Raw genomic sequence first — 20139 nt, forward strand, 5'->3', positions numbered from 1 at the left:
CTTCACTCTCCTCAATGAGGCCTATATTCATCATTCCGTATACAAAGTTTAGAAGCATTATCACGTAGCCACCTACTCAGCAACGTTAAAAATTCCGCTCTCTACCCTTACAGCATTACAAAAAATGATAAAAATTCCCTTTATAATTATACGCTGAATAATTCTTATTATTTCAGAAGATTAGGAAAAATGAAACACACTCTTAAAATTTCCCCCACAAAATGATCCTTTAACAGTGAAATGCTACTTTGTAACTACTACCCCCATAAAAATTCTTCTTAAAATCATCTGTTTGCAACAGGATTTTTCAAAATAAAATTCTTTATTTTTTAATAAAATGATAAAAAATCGTTCATATGATAAATAATTATGTAATATAATCAATAATATATTTATTTTTATGTATTTATCATACTCATACTTTTTAAAATAAATCATTATTTTGATAATAATATCCATCATAATAATAGCAAAATGAACACTAATAAATTTTTGCATTGCTCCAGAAGAGCTTACAGATTATAAAAATGCATGACGATCTCATATTTTCCCGCGTATCCGATAGGAGAACATAATGAAATTATTAGCAGTAGTTCTTATAATAAGCGCAACACTGTTTACTCAATCTGCCAATACTCAAACGCTAAAGATTGCAAGCGATGCTTCCTATCCCCCATTTAGTTATATTGACTCAAATAACGAACTCAAAGGATTTGATATTGATATATCTTATGCACTTTGTAAAAAAATGAACGTCGAATGTACTATTATCACACAGGACTTTGAAGGAATGATTCCTGGTCTGCTTGCAAAAAAATATGATGCTATTGTTTCTTCCCTTGCACCTACAGAAGAACGCTTACAAAAAATTGACTTCACAGATCCTTACTACAACACAGAGCTTGCTGTAATCGTTACCAAAGATTCAAAAATTAAAGAGATCTCAGCGGAAGCCTTTAAAGGTAAAAATCTTGGTGTGCAATCCAATACAACACAAGCTGCATACGCAGAAGATCATTATGCCTCTGAAGGAGTCAATATTAAACTCTACCCCACAATAATAGAAGTTAATCGTGATCTTTTAAACCGTCGGCTTGATCTAATGATCTGTGATAAAATACAAGCTCTAAACTGGCTCGAAAATGAAAGAAAAGATTGCTGCAAACTGCTAGGAACTCTGGAAGAAACAAAATTTCCTATTGCAATTGCACTACGTCGAAATAATAATGATCTTAAAGATAAATTCAATAAAGCACTCAAAGAAATTCGTTTGGATGGAACTTATGCTAGAATTATGAAAAAATATTTTACATCCGATATTTATTAAAATCAGTATAAACTAAAATTAGATGAGTTGTTTAGTTTTGAAAAAATATTCTTAGTTATCAAAAGGTTAATTTTTATATATTTATATTTCTTGATACCTAAATGTTTCACAATATTAATGGTACCAGAAATAATTTAACTTTATCTTCTAAGATTTAAGCTTATACTTAAATTGAATTGGCTTTTTGAAAACAAAATTCTGTATTTTTTTGAATAAAGTGATAAAAAAGTCGTCTTGTGATATCTAATTATGAAATACAATCAATGAGATATTTGCTGTATTTGTCATATCTATTAAAATAAACAATTTTTTGATAATGATATTCATCATAATGAGAGCAAAATGAACACTAATAAATTTTTGCATTGCCCCTTGAAGATCTTACGGATTATAAAATACATTGACAATCTCATATTTTCCCGCTTATCCGATAGGAGAACATAATGAAATTATTAGCAGTAGCTCTTATAATAAGTGCAACGCTGTTCACCCAATCCGCCAATACTCAAACGCTAAAGATTGCAAGTGAGGGCTCCTATCCTCCGTTCAGTTACATTGACTCAAATAATAAACTTCAAGGTTTTGATATTGATATATCTTATGCGCTCTGTAAAAAAATGAACGTCGAGTGTACTATTAACACTCAAGACTTTGAGGGAATGATCCCCGGTCTTCTTGCAAAAAAATACGATGCCATCATTGCTTCCCTTGCTCTCACAAAAGAGCGTTTACAAAAGATCGATTTTACAGATCCTTATTATAACACAGAGCTTGCTGTAATTGTTACCAAAGATTCAAAAATTAAAGAAATCTCCATAAAAGCTTTTAAAAATAAAAATCTTGGTGTGCAATCCAATACAACACAAGCTGCATACGCAGAAGATCACTATGCTTCTGAAGGAGTTAATATTAAACTCTATCCTACAACAATAGAAGTTAATCAGGATCTTTTAAGCGGTCGCGTTGATATAGTTATTGTTGATAAATTACAAGCACTAAATTGGCTTAAAAATGAAGGAAAAGACTGCTGCCAACTTCTAGGAGCTTTGGAAGGAACAAAATTTCCTATTGCAATTGCACTACGTCAAAATAATAATGATCTTAAAAATAAGTTCAATGAAGCACTCAAGGAAATTCATTTGGATGGAACTTATGATAAAATCATGAAAAAATATTTTACATCCGATACTTATTAAATATCACTCTGAACTCAAATTGGACAAACTGTTTGTTACTAAAAATATTACTTAACTCTTTATGAGGAACACAAGAATGATTGAAAATTTAGCATTGCTATCCTTTAGCAATGGTGGATGGGGTATGGTTATACTTTCTAGTGCGGGAATGACGTTGTCATTGGCTTTGTGCTGTGGACTCTTAGGATTTCCTTTAGGCCTTCTCGCTGCTGTGATGATTCGATCCAATACTAAAATAGCTAAAGCTATGGCGACTCTCTTTTCATCGGTATTCCGCGGTTTACCAGAACTTTTAACCTTATTTTTAGTTTATTATGGTTTACAAAATATTATTCAAATTGTTTTTGATTATTTTAATATTGAAATAATGTTCAGTATCAGCGCTTTTGCTGCCGGTGTTCTTGCACTTAGTATGGTTCTTGCTGCCTTTTCCTGTGAAGTTTGGCTTGGAGCATTTAACATTTTTGATAAAGGCCAATATGAAGCGGCTAAAGCACTAGGACTTTCACGCTCAACTACATTTTTGCATATTGTCTTTCCTCAGCTCATTCAAAATGCTTTGCCAGGACTTTCTAATAATTGGCTTACCTTACTTAAGGATACATCTCTTGTATCAACCATTTCGCTTGTTGATCTTATGCGACAAACGAACTTAGCAGTCGCAGCCACAGGTAAACCTATGCTTTTTTATCTTGTGGCATGCTTACTCTATTTGTTATTTTCAGCGTTCTTTTCTGTAATTTTGCGCTATCTGGAAATATACACTCAAGCAAAATATCGAAAGGTGTTGGGTTCATGATTCCTGAGTGGCTTTATTTCCTTTTTAATCCCGATCTTTTAAATCGTTATGGACCTAAATTTATTGAGGGTTTTATCGTTACTGTTGAGCTTGTTTCTATTGCTTGCTTCATCGGCTTTTTTCTTGGTATACCTATCGCGTTTGCACGTTTGTCAAATAACAAGTTTATACGATATTTTGCAGAGGTTTATGTCTATTTTTTCCGTGGATCTCCTTTATTAGCCCAACTTTTTCTTTTCTACTACGGTCTTGGTTCAATGAACAACTTTTGGCAACAAGTTGGTCTGTGGTGGTTCTTTCAAAACGCATGGTATTGTTGCCTTTTCATTTTTACACTCAATTCCGCTGCCTATCAATCTGAAATATTTAAAGGCAGTTTTCTCTCTGTAACAATTGGACAACGTGAAGCATCAAAAGCATTAGGATTGAGCAAATCCACAACATTTTTTAGAGTTATTTTTCCACAAGCAATGGTTATAGCATTACGTCCCTTAGGCAATGAACTTATTTTAATGATTAAATCTAGTGCTATTGCTTCACTTGTTACTGTTTATGATTTAATGGGAATTGCTAAACTAACTTATTCACGCACATACGATTTTCAAGTTTATGTTTGGGCCGCTCTTCTCTATCTTCTTATCGTTGAGCTTATTCATTGTTTTATTATTTTTATCGAATATCGACTAACCCGATATTTACGGTAAATAAAATGATCCAAAAAACCATACCAAATCAAAATGTTGAATTAATCAATTTATTTATCAATGAAAGAATAAAACAAAATGAATTCGAAAAATAATAAGTCTGTCCATGTTGCTCAAAATTCCGTGATTTCTATTCGGAATTTAAATAAATGGTATGAAGATTTTCAAGTACTCTACGACATTAACTTTAATGTTAAAGCTGGCGAACGTATCGTTATTTGTGGACCTTCCGGATCAGGAAAATCGACTTTGATTCGTTGTATCAATCAATTAGAAAAAGCACAAAAAGGTTCAATTTGCGTTCATAATATAGACATTCATACTGCCCCTCCGCATCAACAAAAAAATATTCTGCGCAAAATAGGAATGGTTTTTCAGAATTTCAACTTATTTCCTCACATGAACGTAATGCAAAATTGTATTTTAGCGCCTATGGCAGTTCAAGGCCTCTCTAAACAACAAGCAAAAGAACGAGCAATGCGCTATCTTACAGATGTTGGAATTGAAAAACACTGTGACAAATTTCCTTTACAACTCTCTGGTGGGCAACAACAGCGTGTTGCAATTGCTCGTGCGCTTTGTATGGAACCTGAAGTAATGCTTTTTGATGAACCAACATCAGCTCTTGATCCAGAAAGTGTCGGAGAAGTTTTAGAAGTTATAGCACAATTAGCAAATACAGGTATAACAATGCTCTGTGTTACCCATGAAATGGGTTTTGCGCGCGAAGTTTCAGAAAGAATACTTTTTCTAGAAAACGGAAAAGTTATTGAAGATACAACATCTGACGAATTTTTTACGAATCCTAAAAGTCAGCGTGCCTGTGAGTTTCTTGCTAAAGTTAAACATTAATTATCAATACTTTTTGATCTGCACAATTCTAAGTGTCTTGTTTTTTGAGAAGGTTAATAATTGCTTGAGCACCGATAACCCCTGATGGAACTTCCATTTTCATTTTCTGTTCCACTATTTCAAAAGAATCAAGCTGTGCTTGTCGTAACAAAGGATTATATAATAGCTGTTCTACCTGCCTTGCCAACATACCAGGGCGTATAAGTTCATTCAGATATTCTGGTGCAATAGGCCTATCAGAAATAATATTCGGGAGAGCAGCGCTCCATACCGTTATTTTGGGAAAAAGAAATAATTTAGCAAAAAAATCAAGTTTATAGCAAAGAACCATGGGAATTTTTGCTAATGCTAATTCTAATGAAACTGTTCCATGTGCTGCAAGTGCAACGTCTGCTTGTGTAAAAGCACGCCATTTTGCATCTTCACCAACAACAACTTCTACTTTACTTTTCCAACCTTGTACAAAATCGCGAATTTCATCTACCAAATGCGGTAAAGTTGGTAAAATAATATGTAAATGAGGGATGCGATGCGCAAGAATTTCTACTGCTTCTCGAAAAACTGGCATTAAAGAGCGAATCTCTGAATTGCGTGAGCCTGGTAAAATAACTAAGGTAGACGGTGATATTTTTTTACCACACAAGTGCTTTGTTTCTAATTGGCTTTTTCTTTCTGATTGGACAGTTAAAAGCGGAGGGTAAGTTAAAAGGCGATGCCCAATATAAGTAGTAGCAGGCCCTCCTAAATCTCGCATAACTTTTTCTTCAAAAGGAAAAACCGCTAAAACATGATCAACAAATTTGCGCATAGTTTTAGCGCGCTCTGGCCGCCATGCCCAAACAGTTGGTGCAATGTATTTAATAATCGGAATAGAAGGTGCTAGAATACGCACCTTTTTTGCAACACGGTGGGTAAAATCAGGACTATCAATAATAATCAAACAATCGGGTTGTTCTCGTGCGATAAATTTGGATAAAGTGTGAATACGTAGCAGTAATGATGGCAGTTTTTTCAATACTGCACCTAAACCTATTAAAGCAATCTCATGAGAATCAAAAAGGCTTTTGAGACCTAATGCCTTTAAATGCCTCCCACCAACACCAATCAAATGAATATTACATCCTGTCTGTTGTGACAAACAAGAAACCAAATCTGCTCCAAGGAAATCACCAGATTCCTCACCTGCAACAATAGCAATTTTTAAGCTACAATCATTCATGATCAAACTTTTCAAATGTTTCTATAAATAGAGAATATTTGTTGGCTTTTTCTATTGTTGTTTTCACTGACAGTATAAGACTTTTATTTGCTTCGACCGCAATGCCCGACAAGCCACTTTTTGCACTATTCATTATCGTCTCAGGTCCAATTGATGGCAAATCAACACGATGATCTTGTTGTGGTTTTGCACATTTAACAAGAACACCGCCTTTAGGTGGAATTTGCCCTCTTTCTCGCATTTCACAAACCCGCCACAGCATATTATCAGTTCCCTCTGCTCCCTCGACCGCAATCACTCTTCTATTGATAGCCACTACTGCTTGCCCAATATCTAATTGCCCTAAAAGCTTTGCTGCTTCTGCAGCTACGAAAATATCCTTTTTCTCTTTTTGCGTAGCTCGCCGTAATGTTAAATCAAATTCTATGGGCGCCAAAAGGTCTGGTACTATCTCATGAGCACCAATAACACGAAAACCATAGGCTTCAATAATTCGTATAAAAGCTTTTAACAACGCATCATCACCACCCCTCAAAGCCTTGATTAACTTAGGTAGAGCTAAAAATGTTGTCCAATCGAGTCGCAATTGTGTAAGAAGCGGCCGCTTCTTCACACCACCTGCCAAAACAATATTACAAACTCCAGCTTTCTTTAAGATTTTAACGAGCCGTGCTATCTCCACAACTGATAACTCACAATGCTCATAACGACAAAGTACAGAATCTGCCTCATCACGCAAAAGTACAAGAAAAGGACTCTGTCCATCTCTCTCCAGAGTCTGAGCAACAGTGACAGGTAGAATACCATTGCCTGCTATAATAGCAGTACGGCTGGAAAGAAAATTTCTGGCAGTCGAGACAGACATTTGTAACTCTTATTTCCTTTTATTCTATTTTAACTCTTATTTCTTTTTATTCTATCACTTTCAAATTTCGGTGTACAGTAGAAACGTTTTCCTTCTTCTTTAATAAAATTAACGACATCGATAACAGGCTGAGAAGTGGAATAGAAAGAAGCAACATCACTGACACGCTCTTTAAACGGCTTAGTATGATCAAAAAGCATGGTAACCGCATGACGTAAGGCATGAATATCTTTACGCTCAAGGCCTGCACGTTTCATACCAATAATATTTAATCCAGCAAGTTTTGCCTGTACACCAACAGCTGTTCCATAGGGAATAAGATCGCCAACCAACGCAGATACACCACCAATAAATGCATGATGCCCAACACGAACAAATTGGTGCACAGCAGCAGCACCACCTATAATAACATAATCACCAACAGTGACATGACCAGCGATCATCGCATTATTTGCAAATGTTACATGATTCCCTATATAGCAATCGTGGGCAATATGTGCATAACAAAAAAATTGGCAATTATCACCAACACTCGTTATCCCCGTACTTGAATCAGAGCCTCTATGCATTGTTACGCCTTCACGAATCATACAGTTTTTACCAATAGAAAGCGTTGTATGCCCTCCTTTATGTTTATTATTTTGTGGCTCTGCCCCCAAAACTGCATGTGAAAACACTTGACTATTGGCTCCTAACGTTGTCTGCCCCATTATCACAACATGACTCATCAAACTGCATCCATCGCCAATAACAGCCTCTGAACTAATATGACAAAATGGCCCAATTTGTACATTCTCACCAAGCTGCGCTCCCTTCTCCACAAGAGCAGTTGGATGGATTTTCGTACCGGACATTTTTAAATTCCTATTAATATCGTTACTCTTCTGCTATAATCATCGCAGTGATTTCTGCTTCAGCGACGCGAAAATCCTCTACTTTTGCAATACACGAAAAACGCCTCATGCCAGACCTCCTCTTTAAAAGCTGAACATGAATCTTTAGCTGATCACCAGGCACTACTGGCTTCCGAAATTTTGCATTATCAACAGTCATAAGATAAACCAAATTTGTTTGCGTATTTCCTAACTTTAAAAGTGAAATTGCTCCCGCTGTTTGTGCCATAGCCTCTAAAATCAACACCCCAGGCATAACTGGCTTTACAGGAAAATGTCCCGTAAAATGCGGCTCATTAATCGTTATATTTTTAATACCAATAGCTTCTTGCTCACCATTAATTTCAATGATACGATCAATCAATAAAAATGGATAACGATGTGGTAATATTGAAAACAATTTTTCAATATCTACAGCATCTAGATTTTTAATTTCTTCGGTGTTGACCATATTAGCGTTTCTCCTTTTTAAATTTGCCAATATTACGCAACGCCGCTACTTCCCGGAACCACTGCTTAAATGGTCGTGCTGGACTTCCTCCCCATTTTTCTCCATCCGGAATATCATTCATAACACCACTACCAGCAGCAATCTGAACACATTTACCTATTACAATATGATCCACTACCCCGACACTCCCTCCAAGTTGAGACATATCACCTATTGACGTGCTTCCAGCAACTCCGCATTGTGCAGCAATGAGACAATAGCGACCAATTTTTACATTGTGCGCAATCTGGACGAGATTATCGATTTTACTTCCTTCACCAATAACGGTGTCTTCAAATGTTCCACGATCAATTGTTGTGTTCGCGCCAATTTCTACACCATCCTCTATAATAACACGACCAAGTTGTGGGATTTTTTCAATACCAGAAACACTACCAACATAACCAAAACCATCTTGCCCAATGCAAACGCCAGGGTAAAGTTGAACTCTGTCACCTATTAAAGAGCATTGAACTGTTACCTTGGGCGCAATATAACAGTCACGCCCAATACGACAATTCTCACCGATTACAGCAGTGGAGGAAATAAGAGTCCCTGCCCCAATCTCAACATTTCGACCAATAACAGCTCCCGCTTCAATACACACATCATGCGCAAATTTAGCAGTTGGATGAATATGTGCATGAGGTGAAATTTCTCTCTCTCCAAACCACGGCATTGGCTTGACAGAATCAGGAAATAATATGCGGCCAATCTGGGCGAAATCACGCTGCGGCGTAGATGTTACCAAAATTGCCATAGATTCAGGAACTTTAAAAACGACTTCATTTGTACAAAAAACGGCAACAGCAGAGCTCCCTACTAGAGCATCAGAAAATTTCCGATGCTCTACAAACACAAGAGAGCCCTCCACAGCACTCTCAAGTGAAGAAAGAGTATTTATAACCGTATTAGAAAACTCTGGATTAAGAAGTTTTGCACCTGTCAACTCCGCAACATTAGCAACCGTTAATCGCCGGGACGGCGTAAAAAAAAATGTATCCGCCATCAAAATACTTTCTCTTCCAGCCTAATCCATTCTCTTCAATTTTTTTCCTTTAAAGAAAACTCAAATCAGAACTTCGTAGAAATACCAAAATTTAATTTCTGTAGACGATCACCTTCCTGCTTTGTTATTGGCCAAGCATAATCAAAACGCAACGGACCAAACGGCGAATCCCACATCAAACTCACACCCGCAGATGAACGCCAAGCACTTTTGGTATGTATAACGGCCGCCTCACCCTGAAAAACAGGTTGATAATTATTGCCATAAAGTGTCGCAATATCCGCAAATAAAGCACCACGCAACCCTAACCCTTCAGGAACAATAGGTATAGGAAATTGCACTTCAGCACTCGCATTCATATACGTCGTCCCCCCTAAGAAATAGACTTCACCTTTACTGGAAACCTGACGCGGACCTATTCCATTGTATTTGAAACCACGTATCAGATCAGAATTTGCTTTAAACATATCGAAGATACGGACGCCATTTCGACCTATTTCATGAATATAACCACCTCCGAAGGAAAGTAAACCGACAAGATCCATCTGTTCAGAAAGAGTCTTGTATATCATCGCTTTACCCGTTGTTTTCAAGAACTTTGCACTCCCACCAAGCCCTGCATACTCTTGAAGAATACGCATGTACAACCCATCATGGGGATTTTTCATATTGTCAATAGTATTATAGGTAAGACCATAACTAATTGATGAACGTTTCCAAGGGCTGTGCTTCGCCGCTTGAACAATAGCACCAGAATATTTTGTATATAACTCTCTTATGTCAGCTTCTTTGCTTAAGTCATATTCTTTACCAAAATCATATTCTTCTTGAACATAAGAATAAGCTAAATTAGCAGATAATTGATCATTAATAGGTATCGCAAATCGAGCTGAACCACCCGTCTGTCGTACATCATACGCCTTATCGGCACGATAAGTACTGCGGAAAATATCAACACCAGCAGATAAGCGATAACCTAAAAAATAAGGATCAACAAATGACAAATTGTAATTACGGGATTTTTCTTGCCCAGCACCTAACCCCAAACGAATATACTGACCACGTCCTCCAAGATTACGTTCGGTAACAGATACTTCAAGTGACATACCAGGACTTGTACCACCTGTCGTATATCCTCCAGACAAAGAAAGGTCTCCTGTCGGAGATTCAACAACATCTATCACTAAGGTAACCTGATCAGATTGATCTGTTGGAACCATTGAAATATTAACAGCCTTGAAAAAACCTAAATTCTCTAGACGACGCTTCGCCCGCTGTATTAAGGTCTGATTATAAGCATCCCCTTCATTTAAATCAATCTCACGACGAATAACATAATCACGTGTTTTTTCATTTCCGCGTATTTCAATGCGCTGAATATAAGCTCGTGGACCCTGTTCAATGTTATACAAAATTGAAATTGTATGATTCGCTAAATCGCGATTTCCCCGTGGCTCAACTTTAGCAAAAGCATATCCCGAATCAGCAACTTTATTATTGATAATTGCAATAGACTCTTCAATGCTCTCTGCACTATAAATATCACCTGGCCGAGTTTTAAGAATTCCTTTCACAGATCGAACATCAACTCCATCAACATCACTCTCAACCTGGATATCACTAATTTTATAGCGGACCCCCTCATCCAGAGTAAAATAAACTTTATATGTATTACTTTTTTCATCAAAAGTCGCTTTGGAGGAAAGAACACGAAAATCTGCATAACCACGATTATAATAAAAGCGGCGTAGAGCCTCTTCATCAGCAGATAAACGCTCTTCACTATAAATATCACCCCCCAATAGCATCGAGAATATTCCCGAAGACTTTGTTGAAATCACATCACGCAACCGGCGGCTTCCAAAAGCATTATTCCCTTTAAAGATGATATCACTAATTTTCGTCTTTCGGCCCTCAACAATCTTAAATACCACATTCACACGTCCTCTCCCCAGATTAATGGTTTGTACTGTAACAGCAACGTTGTTACGACCAACAGCTTTATAAGCCTCACGAATCGTATTCACATCCGCTGAGAGCTTACCAGAACTAAAAGGATCATTCGGTTTTAAAGAAATAAACCTTTTGAGATCAGGATCTTTAAGAGATTTGTTTCCCTGAAATAACACCTGATTGACTATTTCATATTCCCTGACGAATACAACCAGCTTACCGTTAACCTGATTTATTTTCACATCACTAAATACGCCCAATTTAAAAAGACTCTTCACTGCAGCATCGACATCACCACTAGAAAAATTCTGTCCAACCTTAATACCCATATTGTCTCGAACCGCTTGAGCACTTACAAGTTTATTCCCGCGAACCTCAATTGAATGGACCACAGATGCCTGTACTTCTCCAACCATCGCAGTTGACATAAAGACTGCTGCCGGAGCGCTTAACCCCATCCCTAACACTAACACAGATGCTGCATTTAAAAATTTCGAATTCGTAGTCATTGGCTTTTTTTACCTTACTCTTATTCCCTGGACACAATGCCTCAAAAAGCTAACCGCCATAACAACTTTTCTCACAGCGAAACTTTTTACCCTTTAATTACTTACTATAGCAAACGATGCCACAACATTTTGTGGACATGGTAAACGACCTCTAATTTATTTTCTCTATTATTACCCAATTTATAAAAGGTTTTCCATAATTTATTAGCTAAACCAACAAAAATAATCATTAAAGAACGCAAAAATCATAAAGAAAAAGATAAACAAATAACCTAAGCGAAAAACAATTTTCTGAGTTTTAGCGGATATCGGTTTTCCAGTAAAAACCTCAATAACGTGAAATAATAAATATCCGCCATCAAATGGTGGAAGTGGAAAAAGATTAAGAAGTCCGATACTTATCGAAAGAAAAGCCGCAAAATTCAACAAAAAGGCAAAACCTGTTTCACTCACTTTCCAAGCAACTTTCATAATCTTAGAAGGCCCACTTATCTGACAACGATCTTCTTTCCCTACTATTAAACGACTCATAGAAAAAATTGTTCGAGTAACAATAAACGTAGCACGTACTAGTGCTTCCTTTACAGCTCTTACAAAACCATAGTTGATATGTTTCACATAAGCTGGATCTAAACGTGCGGAATTATCTGGATCAACAGGAATCCCTATACCTATCATACTAGTTTGAAAGCGATTACCAGATCCATCATCTCGTTCTATCACTTTTGGCGTGATCACCGCCGTAAATACCTGCCCCATGCGCTCTATTTTAAACTCTATAGGATCTTTACCATATAAAATCACATAATTCATCAGATCGTTAAAACTTTCAACCCGCTGACCATTCATTTCAAGAAAACGATCACCTCGTTCTAAACCTGCCTGAAAAGCAGGAGAATCTTTTACTAAAGAGCCAACAACTGGTTCAATAACTACACGACCATAAAGAAAGAAAAAAAATGTTAAAATAAAAACGGTAAAAAGACCATTAAATAAAGGACCCCCAAAAACAGTTACTGCTTTTTTCCAAGCGTACGCATTAGCAAATGAACCCTTAGCATCTGAAGAAGACTGGAATGATGTCATGTCTTCTCTATCCCCAATAAACTTTACATACCCCCCTAAAGGAATAAGTGCTAAACGCCACTGAGTGTTGTGCTTATCCGTATATTCTACTATTTGTGGTCCAAATCCAAGAGCAAAAACCGATGCCTTAATACCACACCACCGCCCAATGAGATAATGCCCAATTTCGTGCACAAAAGTGATAATCATAATAATGAAAAGAATATTCAAACTTCTTAAGAGCAAACCACCCACAGTGATTATATGATCTAAAAGTTCCAAAATATTGCCTCCCAATTAATCCATACAAAAGAGATTGAAAGGTGTATCTATACCTGAAACAAACGAGCCAATTAAGTAAAGGAGAAAAGCGGCCCCTACCAGTCCATCCATACGGTCCATAAATCCACCGTGTCCAGGCAATAAAGAACTGGAATCTTTAACGGAAAATCGCCTTTTTAGCCATGATTGCCCTAAATCACCCAATTGCGAACAAACTGACAAAATTAAAGCAAGGAATGGTATAAAAAAACTCATTAAATTTACATCAAAAAATTTAAACGCAATCAATATACCGCCAGAAACTCCAAAAAACGTACCACCAATTGCTCCTGACCATGTCTTATTAGGAGAAAATTGTGGTGCTAATTTAGGTCCACGAAATGCACGTCCACAAAAATATCCACCAATATCTGTTCCCCATATTATCGTAAACAAGAAAATAATAGTCTGGAATCCTAACGTTTCATATCCCCGTAAAAATGATACAGCCACAACTGGAAAAGATGCATATAAAAAACCGAAAAAAACCCAACCGCTCTTTTCTATAGGCCCAATAGCCAATACTACTGCCAAAACGATCAAAACACAAAAAATCAATAAAGCAGACACATTCGACAACAAAAAAGAGCCAAAAACCAAATAAAAGATACTCGCTAATATTTTTTGTGAAATACGCCACTTCTCTTTAGTGATATTAATCCATTCGTAAAGAATAAAACCGCCAATAATCCATACAAACAAAAAAAAGAAAATTCCTCCAAACCATGTAAAACACAAAGCAATAATACCAAAAACAACAGCCGTTAGAACACGGTAAGCAAGATTAGACAAAATAATATCCAAACAATAAAAACAGAAAATACAATCTCAAAAATCAATACAAACAGAGAAGTTCGCTCTACAGTATTTTTATATTCATACTTTTGCAATTTTTTGTACAATTTATCATAAGTGATCCGATATACTAAAATGGCTCAAAAGTCTATGTACTAAGATCAATTCTTAAAATACGTTTCCACACATTACTATCAGCTTTAAAAGTAAGAAAACCACTACTCACGCCCTATGTGAAAGATGAAAGCTAGATCGAATATTTGTCTCGTATAAAAGCATTCTTCCATCAAACTATCAGCCATTTGAAAACAAATTGCTTAAAACAACAATCGTTTGACCTATATCATCACGTCTCTTATAAGGGAGAGTAGCAGCAAGATTAAGGCATTGTCCTTTGCGCCACATTTTTCTCTAGCATCTGTTATGTTATGAAATATTTGAGAATTTTCACTATGTAATTTAACGATAATTTTTCATTGTCTCATTAAATAAGCTGCTCTACTATAGAATCACATCTAATGCATAGATGAGGATCCAAAAAATATCCACCACTTTAAATAAATTTTGTTTTTACAGTGTAGAATTGCAACAAAATACAGCTACCACTTCCCCTGACATTTCTATCAACAGCCCCCCCATTTTCACCTACAAAAATATACTACACAACGTAAATAGAAATATTTTTCTTCTAGAAACAAAATCGTTTTAAACGTGCATAATTTCAGATTCTTTCACAGCTAAAATTTTATCAATATCAGTAATCGTTTCATCCGTAAGTTTTTGAACTTTCTCAGATAAACCATGTGCTTCATCTTGACCAATTTCACCTTCTTTTTCTAATTTTTTCAAATTATCCATACCATCCCGGCGAACATGGCGGGTAGCAATGCGCGCCTGCTCTGCATACTGATGCGCAATCTTTACAAGTTCTTTACGGCGCTCTTCATTTAATTCAGGTAAAGGAATACGTAAATTCATACCATCGGTTATGGGATTTAGACCAAGACCAGAATCACGAATTGCACGTTCTACAGCCCCTACCATCGTTTTATCCCATACAGTCACTGAAAGCATCCGCGGTTCTGGAACAGAAATATTCGCAACTTGGTTTATATGTACAACAGAACCGTAAGCTTCAACTGTCAACGGCTCTAATAAACTTGTAGAGGCTCGTCCAGTTCGTAAACCACCTAATTCATGCTTAAAAGCGGAAATAGCACCATCCATGCGGCGCTTCAGATCATCCATAATCGATGTAACACTCATATCTCTGTCTCCTTCAATTATACCTTGGAGCTTAGTCCTTATTCCGATACTATTGTAAACCGTCCAGTCCCATTCAACACTTTAGCTAAACCACCTTTTTCATGAATAGAGTACACAATAATCGGTACGTTGTTCTCGCGTGCTAAAGTGACAGCCGTTGTATCCATAACAGACAATCCCCATTGTAAAATCTCGACATGTGTCAATTGGTCAAAACGCTTAGCCGTAGGGTCTATCTTTGGATCTGCAGAATAAATACCATCCACTTGTGTCCCTTTTAAAAGAATATCTGCACCAATTTCTGCTGCACGTAAGGTAGCAGCAGAATCAGTGGTAAAAAATGGATTACCTGTACCGCCAGCAAAAATAACGACTTTTCCTTGATTCATATAACCTATTGCTTTACGCTGTGAAAAACTCTCACAAATCTGTGGCATAGCAATCGCAGACAATACAACCGTTTCAATCCCTAATTTTGTCAATGATGTTCGCAACGCTAAAGAATTAATAGCAGTTGCAAGCATTCCCATATGATCACCTGTCACACGGTCTCCACCATGCGAAGCAACAGCAACTCCACGAAAAATATTCCCTCCACCTATAACAATAGCAACTTCTACCCCCATTGCCCGCACTTCAGCAATATCAGCAGCGATACGGTCTACAACAGAAACATCGATTCCAAAGCTCTGTCCTCCCATAAGGGCTTCACCAGAAACCTTTAAAAGAATACGTTTATACTGCAACGTTAATGTCATGGATAATCTCCCAAAAAGCACATTTACTTTTTGCTTTCGACATACTAAGGGCACCACTTTATCACGTGACGCCCTCTTATATAACTATACTTCATCATATCAGTGAGTTTATAATCAATGGTATAACTTTAAATCTCTGACAATAATCTACAAAGAACTACCCTTTTGCAGCCGCTGCAACCTCCGCAGCAAAATCAGACTCTTCTTTTTTCACACCTTCTCCTAGTGCAAAACGAATAAAACCTGTGATTTTTGCTGAAGCACCAATAGATTTTTCAGCATCCTTTAAAGCTGCTTCAACAGTCATATCAGGGTTCATAACAAAAGCCTGAGACAGTAAAACAACCTCTTCAAAAAATTTACGCATACGCCCTTCCACCATTTTTTCAATGATATTTTCAGGCTTTCCAGATTGACGTGCCTGATCTGAAAAAATCGCTTTTTCACGTTCAATAGCGCTCGTATCAACATCTTCTGCTGTTAAGGCTAATGGATTAGTTGCAGCAATATGCATCGCAACCTGCCGGCCAAAAGCAGCTGCTGCCTCTTTATTTCCTGCAGTTTCAATAGCAACCAGAACTCCAAGCTTGCCAAGACCATCAGCCACACTATTGTGTATATAAGTAGCAACGACACCACTCTCAACAGAGAGCTTAGCAGAACGCCGAAATGTCATATTCTCGCCAATGGTGCCAATCGCATCTTTAATTGTCGTCTCTACAGTCTTCTCAGAACCAGGGTAAAGAGACGTGGAAACAACTTCAACATCCCCCTGCGTATCCAAAGCAGCTGTCGCCACATTACGTACAATGTCTTGGAACGCTTCGTTGCGCGCTACAAAATCTGTTTCAGAATTAATCTCAACCAAAACTGCACTTGAATCTTTCGATACAATTCCGATTAATCCCTCAGCTGCCGTACGACCAGCTTTTTTATCTGCCTTTGCTATTCCTTTTTTACGAAGCCAATCAACAGCAGCTTCCATGTCTCCATCGGTCTCCGCCAGCGCCGCTTTACAGTCCATCATACCAGCGCCTGACAATTCCCGAAGTTCTTTTACTTGTGCAGCAGTAATATTCATATTTGCCTCTTTATTCCGTAATGATGAAAGCGTGCAAAAAGAAATCTCTGCGCACGCTCATAATCCTTTCTTTAGAAAATAAGTACCCTAACAAGTGTTCTTTAAGACTACTCAGAAACTGGAGCCACATCTTCCAAAACGGGTTCCAAAGGCGCATCAGCTTGACCTCCTAAATCGATACCCATTGCACCTTGTTGACGAGCAATACCATCAAGAGCTGCACGAGCAAAAAGATCACAATAAAGAGAAATTGCACGTGATGCATCATCATTACCTGGAATTGGGTGCGTAACATTATCAGGATCGCAGTTGGTATCAATAATAGCAATAACTGGAATACCTAAACGCTTTGCCTCTTGAATGGCAATATTCTCTTTATTGGTATCGATAACAAATATAAGATCTGGAATAGATCCCATGTCCTTAATACCACCAAGGGCGCGATTAAGCTTTTCACGATCACGTTCAAGATTTAGACGTTCTTTTTTGGTAAAACCTTGTGCTTCAGCAGCAAGAATTTTGTCCAGCTTACGCAAACGATGTATCGAATTGGAAATTGTTTTCCAGTTTGTGAGCATGCCACCAAGCCAACGTGCATTAACATAATATTGTGCCGAGCGATTCGCTGCATCAGCAATAATTTCAGATGCCTGCCGCTTCGTACCAACAAAGAGAATGCGGCCACCACGTGCAACCGTATCTGAAACAAGCTTAAGCGCTTGGTGTAAAAGAGGAACAGTCTGAGCAAGATCAATAATATGGATATTATTACGTTGACCATAAATATAGGGGGTCATTTTGGGATTCCAGCGATGAGTCTGGTGACCAAAGTGGACACCTGCTTCTAAAAGCTGGTGCATAGTAAAATCTGGTAGTGCCATAGTTTATCCTTTCCGGTTTAACCTCCGCGGAAAAAGTAAGCAAGCCTACTACCGGCGGACGCTTGCTAGACTTTCCTTGCAAACACCCAAACTCCGCGTGTGGAATAGCGTCAACATACTAATATTTGATTCTTTTTCAAGTTATTTTCTGCGATCATTTAATGTTTACATTGATTAAGATTCTTCCCATCCTCGAGAAATTCAAGACTGTTCAATTTTGCACGTATGGCAAAAGTTCCATAATCTATATGAAGATCCCGCATAATACCATTCTCATACAAAAGAAAACTGGTATGATAGATTGGCAAACCATCTTTTTTTTCACTATCATCAAAATAAGAAATTGTAACAGGCCAATATGCTTCCTCATCCAATTCTCCTATTTTTTTCGTTTCAAAATCAGAGAGCTGCACCTTCTTTTCTCCAATGACGATACTTTCTTTTATTACTTTATCTGCTTTATCTGTCCCATCAAACACATTAACATTATAAAAATGGTTACCTGCCTTTGCATGGCGGATAATATTCTTTAGCTGCATAATTGGAAACTCCGCGAGTGCAAGTTTGTACTCTTTTTCCTTTGGCTTTTTTAATTTAACGATAATCCCATCTTGAACACGTTCAGCTATCCCTTCGGCACGATGTGTAACTTCTTGTCCATCTTGATCTATGACACTAAAATGAAATGTATGACCATCATCCGTTTCATAGCTCGTCGTCTGTTGATCAGCTAAACGCACCGGCATATCTTCAATATGAATGCGACTTATAAAACGAAAACGCGTCGTATAGCCCTGACATGCTGAACCCGTCAACTCGTAAACCATTCGTCCTGACATCTCCGAAATCGTCATTTTATGAGAAACTCTGCCGAGTTGAAAATCATAAATCGCTCGATGCGGTATAATAAAAATAGGTTCTTCAGCTTTCACTGTACCTAAAAAAACAGCATATAAAATTATTAAAAATAACGACCTAATCATTCCCAACTTCCCATTCTCTCCCCGTCGCATAACATCACACAATAAAGCAAAAAAGGCCATTTTCTCAATTAACCACACATTTCCTTAAATCGAAAAATAGTTTATGCAATGTACATATTTATAAAATAGTTATGGAGTTTAAATTATGACCAACGCGATTGAAATCCACTTAAAAAAATTGGGAATCGCTCTTCCTGAAGCAATGCAACCGCTTGCTAATTATGTAACAGCCTTACAAAGTGGCAACCAGCTTTTTATTTCCGGACAACTCCCTTTTTTCGATGGAAAACCTGTAGCAACTGGTAAGGTTGGTACAACTGTTAATATAGAGCAAGCAAAAAAAGCAGCTGAAACCTGTGCACTCAATATTCTCGCACAAATTAAGGCAGCTCTTGGTGATTTAAATAGAATGAAACGCGTAGTAAAAATCACCGTTTTTGTCGCTGTAGATCCTCACTTTACCGATATTCCTCTTATCGCTAATGGTGCTTCTGATATATTCGTCAATATTCTTGGTGAAGTTGGAAAACATGCCCGTTCTGCTATTGGTGTTGCCTCTCTTCCTATGGACGTCCCAGTAGAAGTCGAAGCTATCATAGAAGTCTAAACCTTCATCAATGGTCGCACATCAACATAAAGTGGCCACTGAATGGTGAGGTTTGCCTTTTTCTAATCCCCTATCTTGTTCTTCACATTCTTCAATTTTGAAATTAAAGTTCTGAACAACAATGCATAAAAGGAAATATTTATATGAAACAAGCTTATGATAACAATAATGTTTTTGCTAAATTGATTCGCAATGAAATTCCTTCCGTTCGTGTTTATGAAGATGATGAGGTCATTGCATTCATGGATATCATGCCACAAGCACCGGGCCATACGTTAGTTATTCCTCGCAAAGGCTCTAGAAACCTATTGGATGCAGATACTGAAACATTGTTTCCAGTTATTAAGGTTGTTCAAAAAATTGCTAAAGCTGTCAAAAAAGCTTTTCAAGCAGATGGTGTAACAATCATGCAATTGAATGAAGCAGCTAGTCAACAAACTGTTTATCATCTCCATTTCCACATTATACCACGTATGGAAGGAATAGAGCTTTCCTCCCATAATGATGTTATAACACCTACAGAAATCCTTGAAGAAAACGCGAAAAAAATCCGTGCGGCTCTTTAA

At 37.3% G+C, this 20139-nt stretch carries 20 protein-coding genes; 7 read left to right on the forward strand and 13 right to left on the reverse strand.

What is annotated here, in order from left to right; translation table 11 throughout:
* Nucleotides 1–574 precede the first annotated feature (574 nt).
* The 5 genes from J7R07_RS06545 (at nt 575) to J7R07_RS06565 (ending at nt 4878) form a co-directional block, all read left to right on the forward strand.
* A complete protein-coding gene (locus tag J7R07_RS06545) occupies nt 575–1327 on the forward strand; it encodes a transporter substrate-binding domain-containing protein (RefSeq protein ID WP_208436072.1) in 753 nt (250 codons plus the stop codon).
* A gap of 443 nt (nt 1328–1770) precedes the next feature.
* Complete coding sequence (locus J7R07_RS06550; RefSeq protein WP_208436073.1) at nt 1771–2523, forward strand: transporter substrate-binding domain-containing protein; 753 nt, start codon at nt 1771–1773, stop codon at nt 2521–2523.
* A 76-nt stretch (nt 2524–2599) separates the two neighbouring features.
* The gene (locus J7R07_RS06555) at nt 2600–3322 is read left to right on the forward strand and encodes an ABC transporter permease (RefSeq protein WP_208436074.1); all 723 of its coding nucleotides are present in this window, start codon (nt 2600–2602) and stop codon (nt 3320–3322) included.
* Nucleotides 3319–4026: an ABC transporter permease gene (locus J7R07_RS06560; RefSeq protein ID WP_208436075.1), complete on the forward strand. Its 708-nt coding sequence runs from the start codon at nt 3319–3321 to the stop codon at nt 4024–4026. The genes J7R07_RS06555 and J7R07_RS06560 overlap by 4 nt, the downstream gene beginning before the upstream one ends.
* A gap of 78 nt (nt 4027–4104) precedes the next feature.
* Nucleotides 4105–4878 (forward strand): amino acid ABC transporter ATP-binding protein, encoded by a 774-nt coding sequence (locus J7R07_RS06565; RefSeq protein ID WP_281384550.1) that lies wholly within the window; start codon nt 4105–4107, stop codon nt 4876–4878.
* A gap of 28 nt (nt 4879–4906) precedes the next feature.
* Here the strand turns inward: J7R07_RS06565 and lpxB are convergent, their stop codons facing one another.
* From lpxB to J7R07_RS06630, 13 genes are all read right to left on the reverse strand, one after another.
* Complete coding sequence (gene lpxB / locus J7R07_RS06570) at nt 4907–6097, reverse strand: lipid-A-disaccharide synthase (protein ID WP_208436076.1); 1191 nt, start codon at nt 6095–6097, stop codon at nt 4907–4909.
* Nucleotides 6090–6962, reverse strand: coding sequence for an LpxI family protein (locus tag J7R07_RS06575; RefSeq protein ID WP_208436077.1), 873 nt, complete (start codon nt 6960–6962; stop codon nt 6090–6092). Before J7R07_RS06575 ends, lpxB begins: the two co-directional genes overlap by 8 nt.
* Nucleotides 6963–6991: 29 nt before the next feature.
* Complete coding sequence (lpxA, locus tag J7R07_RS06580; protein WP_208436078.1) at nt 6992–7816, reverse strand: acyl-ACP--UDP-N-acetylglucosamine O-acyltransferase; 825 nt, start codon at nt 7814–7816, stop codon at nt 6992–6994.
* Nucleotides 7817–7838: 22 nt separating this feature from the next.
* Nucleotides 7839–8306 carry a 3-hydroxyacyl-ACP dehydratase FabZ gene (gene fabZ / locus J7R07_RS06585; protein WP_208436079.1) on the reverse strand — a complete coding sequence of 156 codons (468 nt, stop codon included), beginning with the start codon at nt 8304–8306 and terminating at the stop codon, nt 7839–7841.
* Nucleotide 8307: 1 nt separating this feature from the next.
* On the reverse strand, nt 8308–9354 hold the full coding sequence (lpxD, locus tag J7R07_RS06590; RefSeq protein ID WP_208436080.1) for a UDP-3-O-(3-hydroxymyristoyl)glucosamine N-acyltransferase: 1047 nt from the start codon (nt 9352–9354) through the stop codon (nt 8308–8310).
* A 65-nt stretch (nt 9355–9419) separates the two neighbouring features.
* Nucleotides 9420–11816, reverse strand: a complete 2397-nt coding sequence (gene bamA, locus J7R07_RS06595) for an outer membrane protein assembly factor BamA (RefSeq protein ID WP_208436081.1) — start codon at nt 11814–11816, stop codon at nt 9420–9422.
* A gap of 204 nt (nt 11817–12020) precedes the next feature.
* Nucleotides 12021–13163: an RIP metalloprotease RseP gene (gene rseP, locus J7R07_RS06600; protein ID WP_208436082.1), complete on the reverse strand. Its 1143-nt coding sequence runs from the start codon at nt 13161–13163 to the stop codon at nt 12021–12023.
* A 15-nt stretch (nt 13164–13178) separates the two neighbouring features.
* Entirely contained in the window at nt 13179–13994 is an 816-nt protein-coding gene (locus tag J7R07_RS06605; protein ID WP_208436083.1) for a phosphatidate cytidylyltransferase, read from the reverse strand.
* A gap of 708 nt (nt 13995–14702) precedes the next feature.
* Nucleotides 14703–15263 carry a ribosome recycling factor gene (frr, locus tag J7R07_RS06610; protein ID WP_208436084.1) on the reverse strand — a complete coding sequence of 187 codons (561 nt, stop codon included), beginning with the start codon at nt 15261–15263 and terminating at the stop codon, nt 14703–14705.
* 38 nt (nt 15264–15301) lie between these two features.
* Nucleotides 15302–16021 (reverse strand): UMP kinase, encoded by a 720-nt coding sequence (gene pyrH, locus J7R07_RS06615; RefSeq protein ID WP_208436085.1) that lies wholly within the window; start codon nt 16019–16021, stop codon nt 15302–15304.
* A gap of 157 nt (nt 16022–16178) precedes the next feature.
* On the reverse strand, nt 16179–17102 hold the full coding sequence (gene tsf / locus J7R07_RS06620; RefSeq protein WP_208436086.1) for a translation elongation factor Ts: 924 nt from the start codon (nt 17100–17102) through the stop codon (nt 16179–16181).
* A 107-nt stretch (nt 17103–17209) separates the two neighbouring features.
* Nucleotides 17210–17983: a 30S ribosomal protein S2 gene (rpsB, locus tag J7R07_RS06625; RefSeq protein WP_208436087.1), complete on the reverse strand. Its 774-nt coding sequence runs from the start codon at nt 17981–17983 to the stop codon at nt 17210–17212.
* Between the two features lie 158 nt (nt 17984–18141).
* Nucleotides 18142–18966: a cell envelope integrity EipB family protein gene (locus J7R07_RS06630; protein ID WP_208436103.1), complete on the reverse strand. Its 825-nt coding sequence runs from the start codon at nt 18964–18966 to the stop codon at nt 18142–18144.
* A 145-nt stretch (nt 18967–19111) separates the two neighbouring features.
* Here J7R07_RS06630 and J7R07_RS06635 point away from each other — a divergent pair, with 145 nt between their 5' ends.
* Together J7R07_RS06635 and J7R07_RS06640 are read left to right on the forward strand one after the other, a co-directional pair.
* On the forward strand, nt 19112–19573 hold the full coding sequence (locus tag J7R07_RS06635; RefSeq protein WP_208436088.1) for a RidA family protein: 462 nt from the start codon (nt 19112–19114) through the stop codon (nt 19571–19573).
* Nucleotides 19574–19716: 143 nt separating this feature from the next.
* The gene (locus J7R07_RS06640) at nt 19717–20139 is read left to right on the forward strand and encodes an HIT family protein (protein WP_208436089.1); all 423 of its coding nucleotides are present in this window, start codon (nt 19717–19719) and stop codon (nt 20137–20139) included.

It is taken from the genome of Bartonella phoceensis (genome assembly GCF_902825145.1).
GTDB lineage: Bacteria > Pseudomonadota > Alphaproteobacteria > Rhizobiales > Rhizobiaceae > Bartonella > Bartonella phoceensis.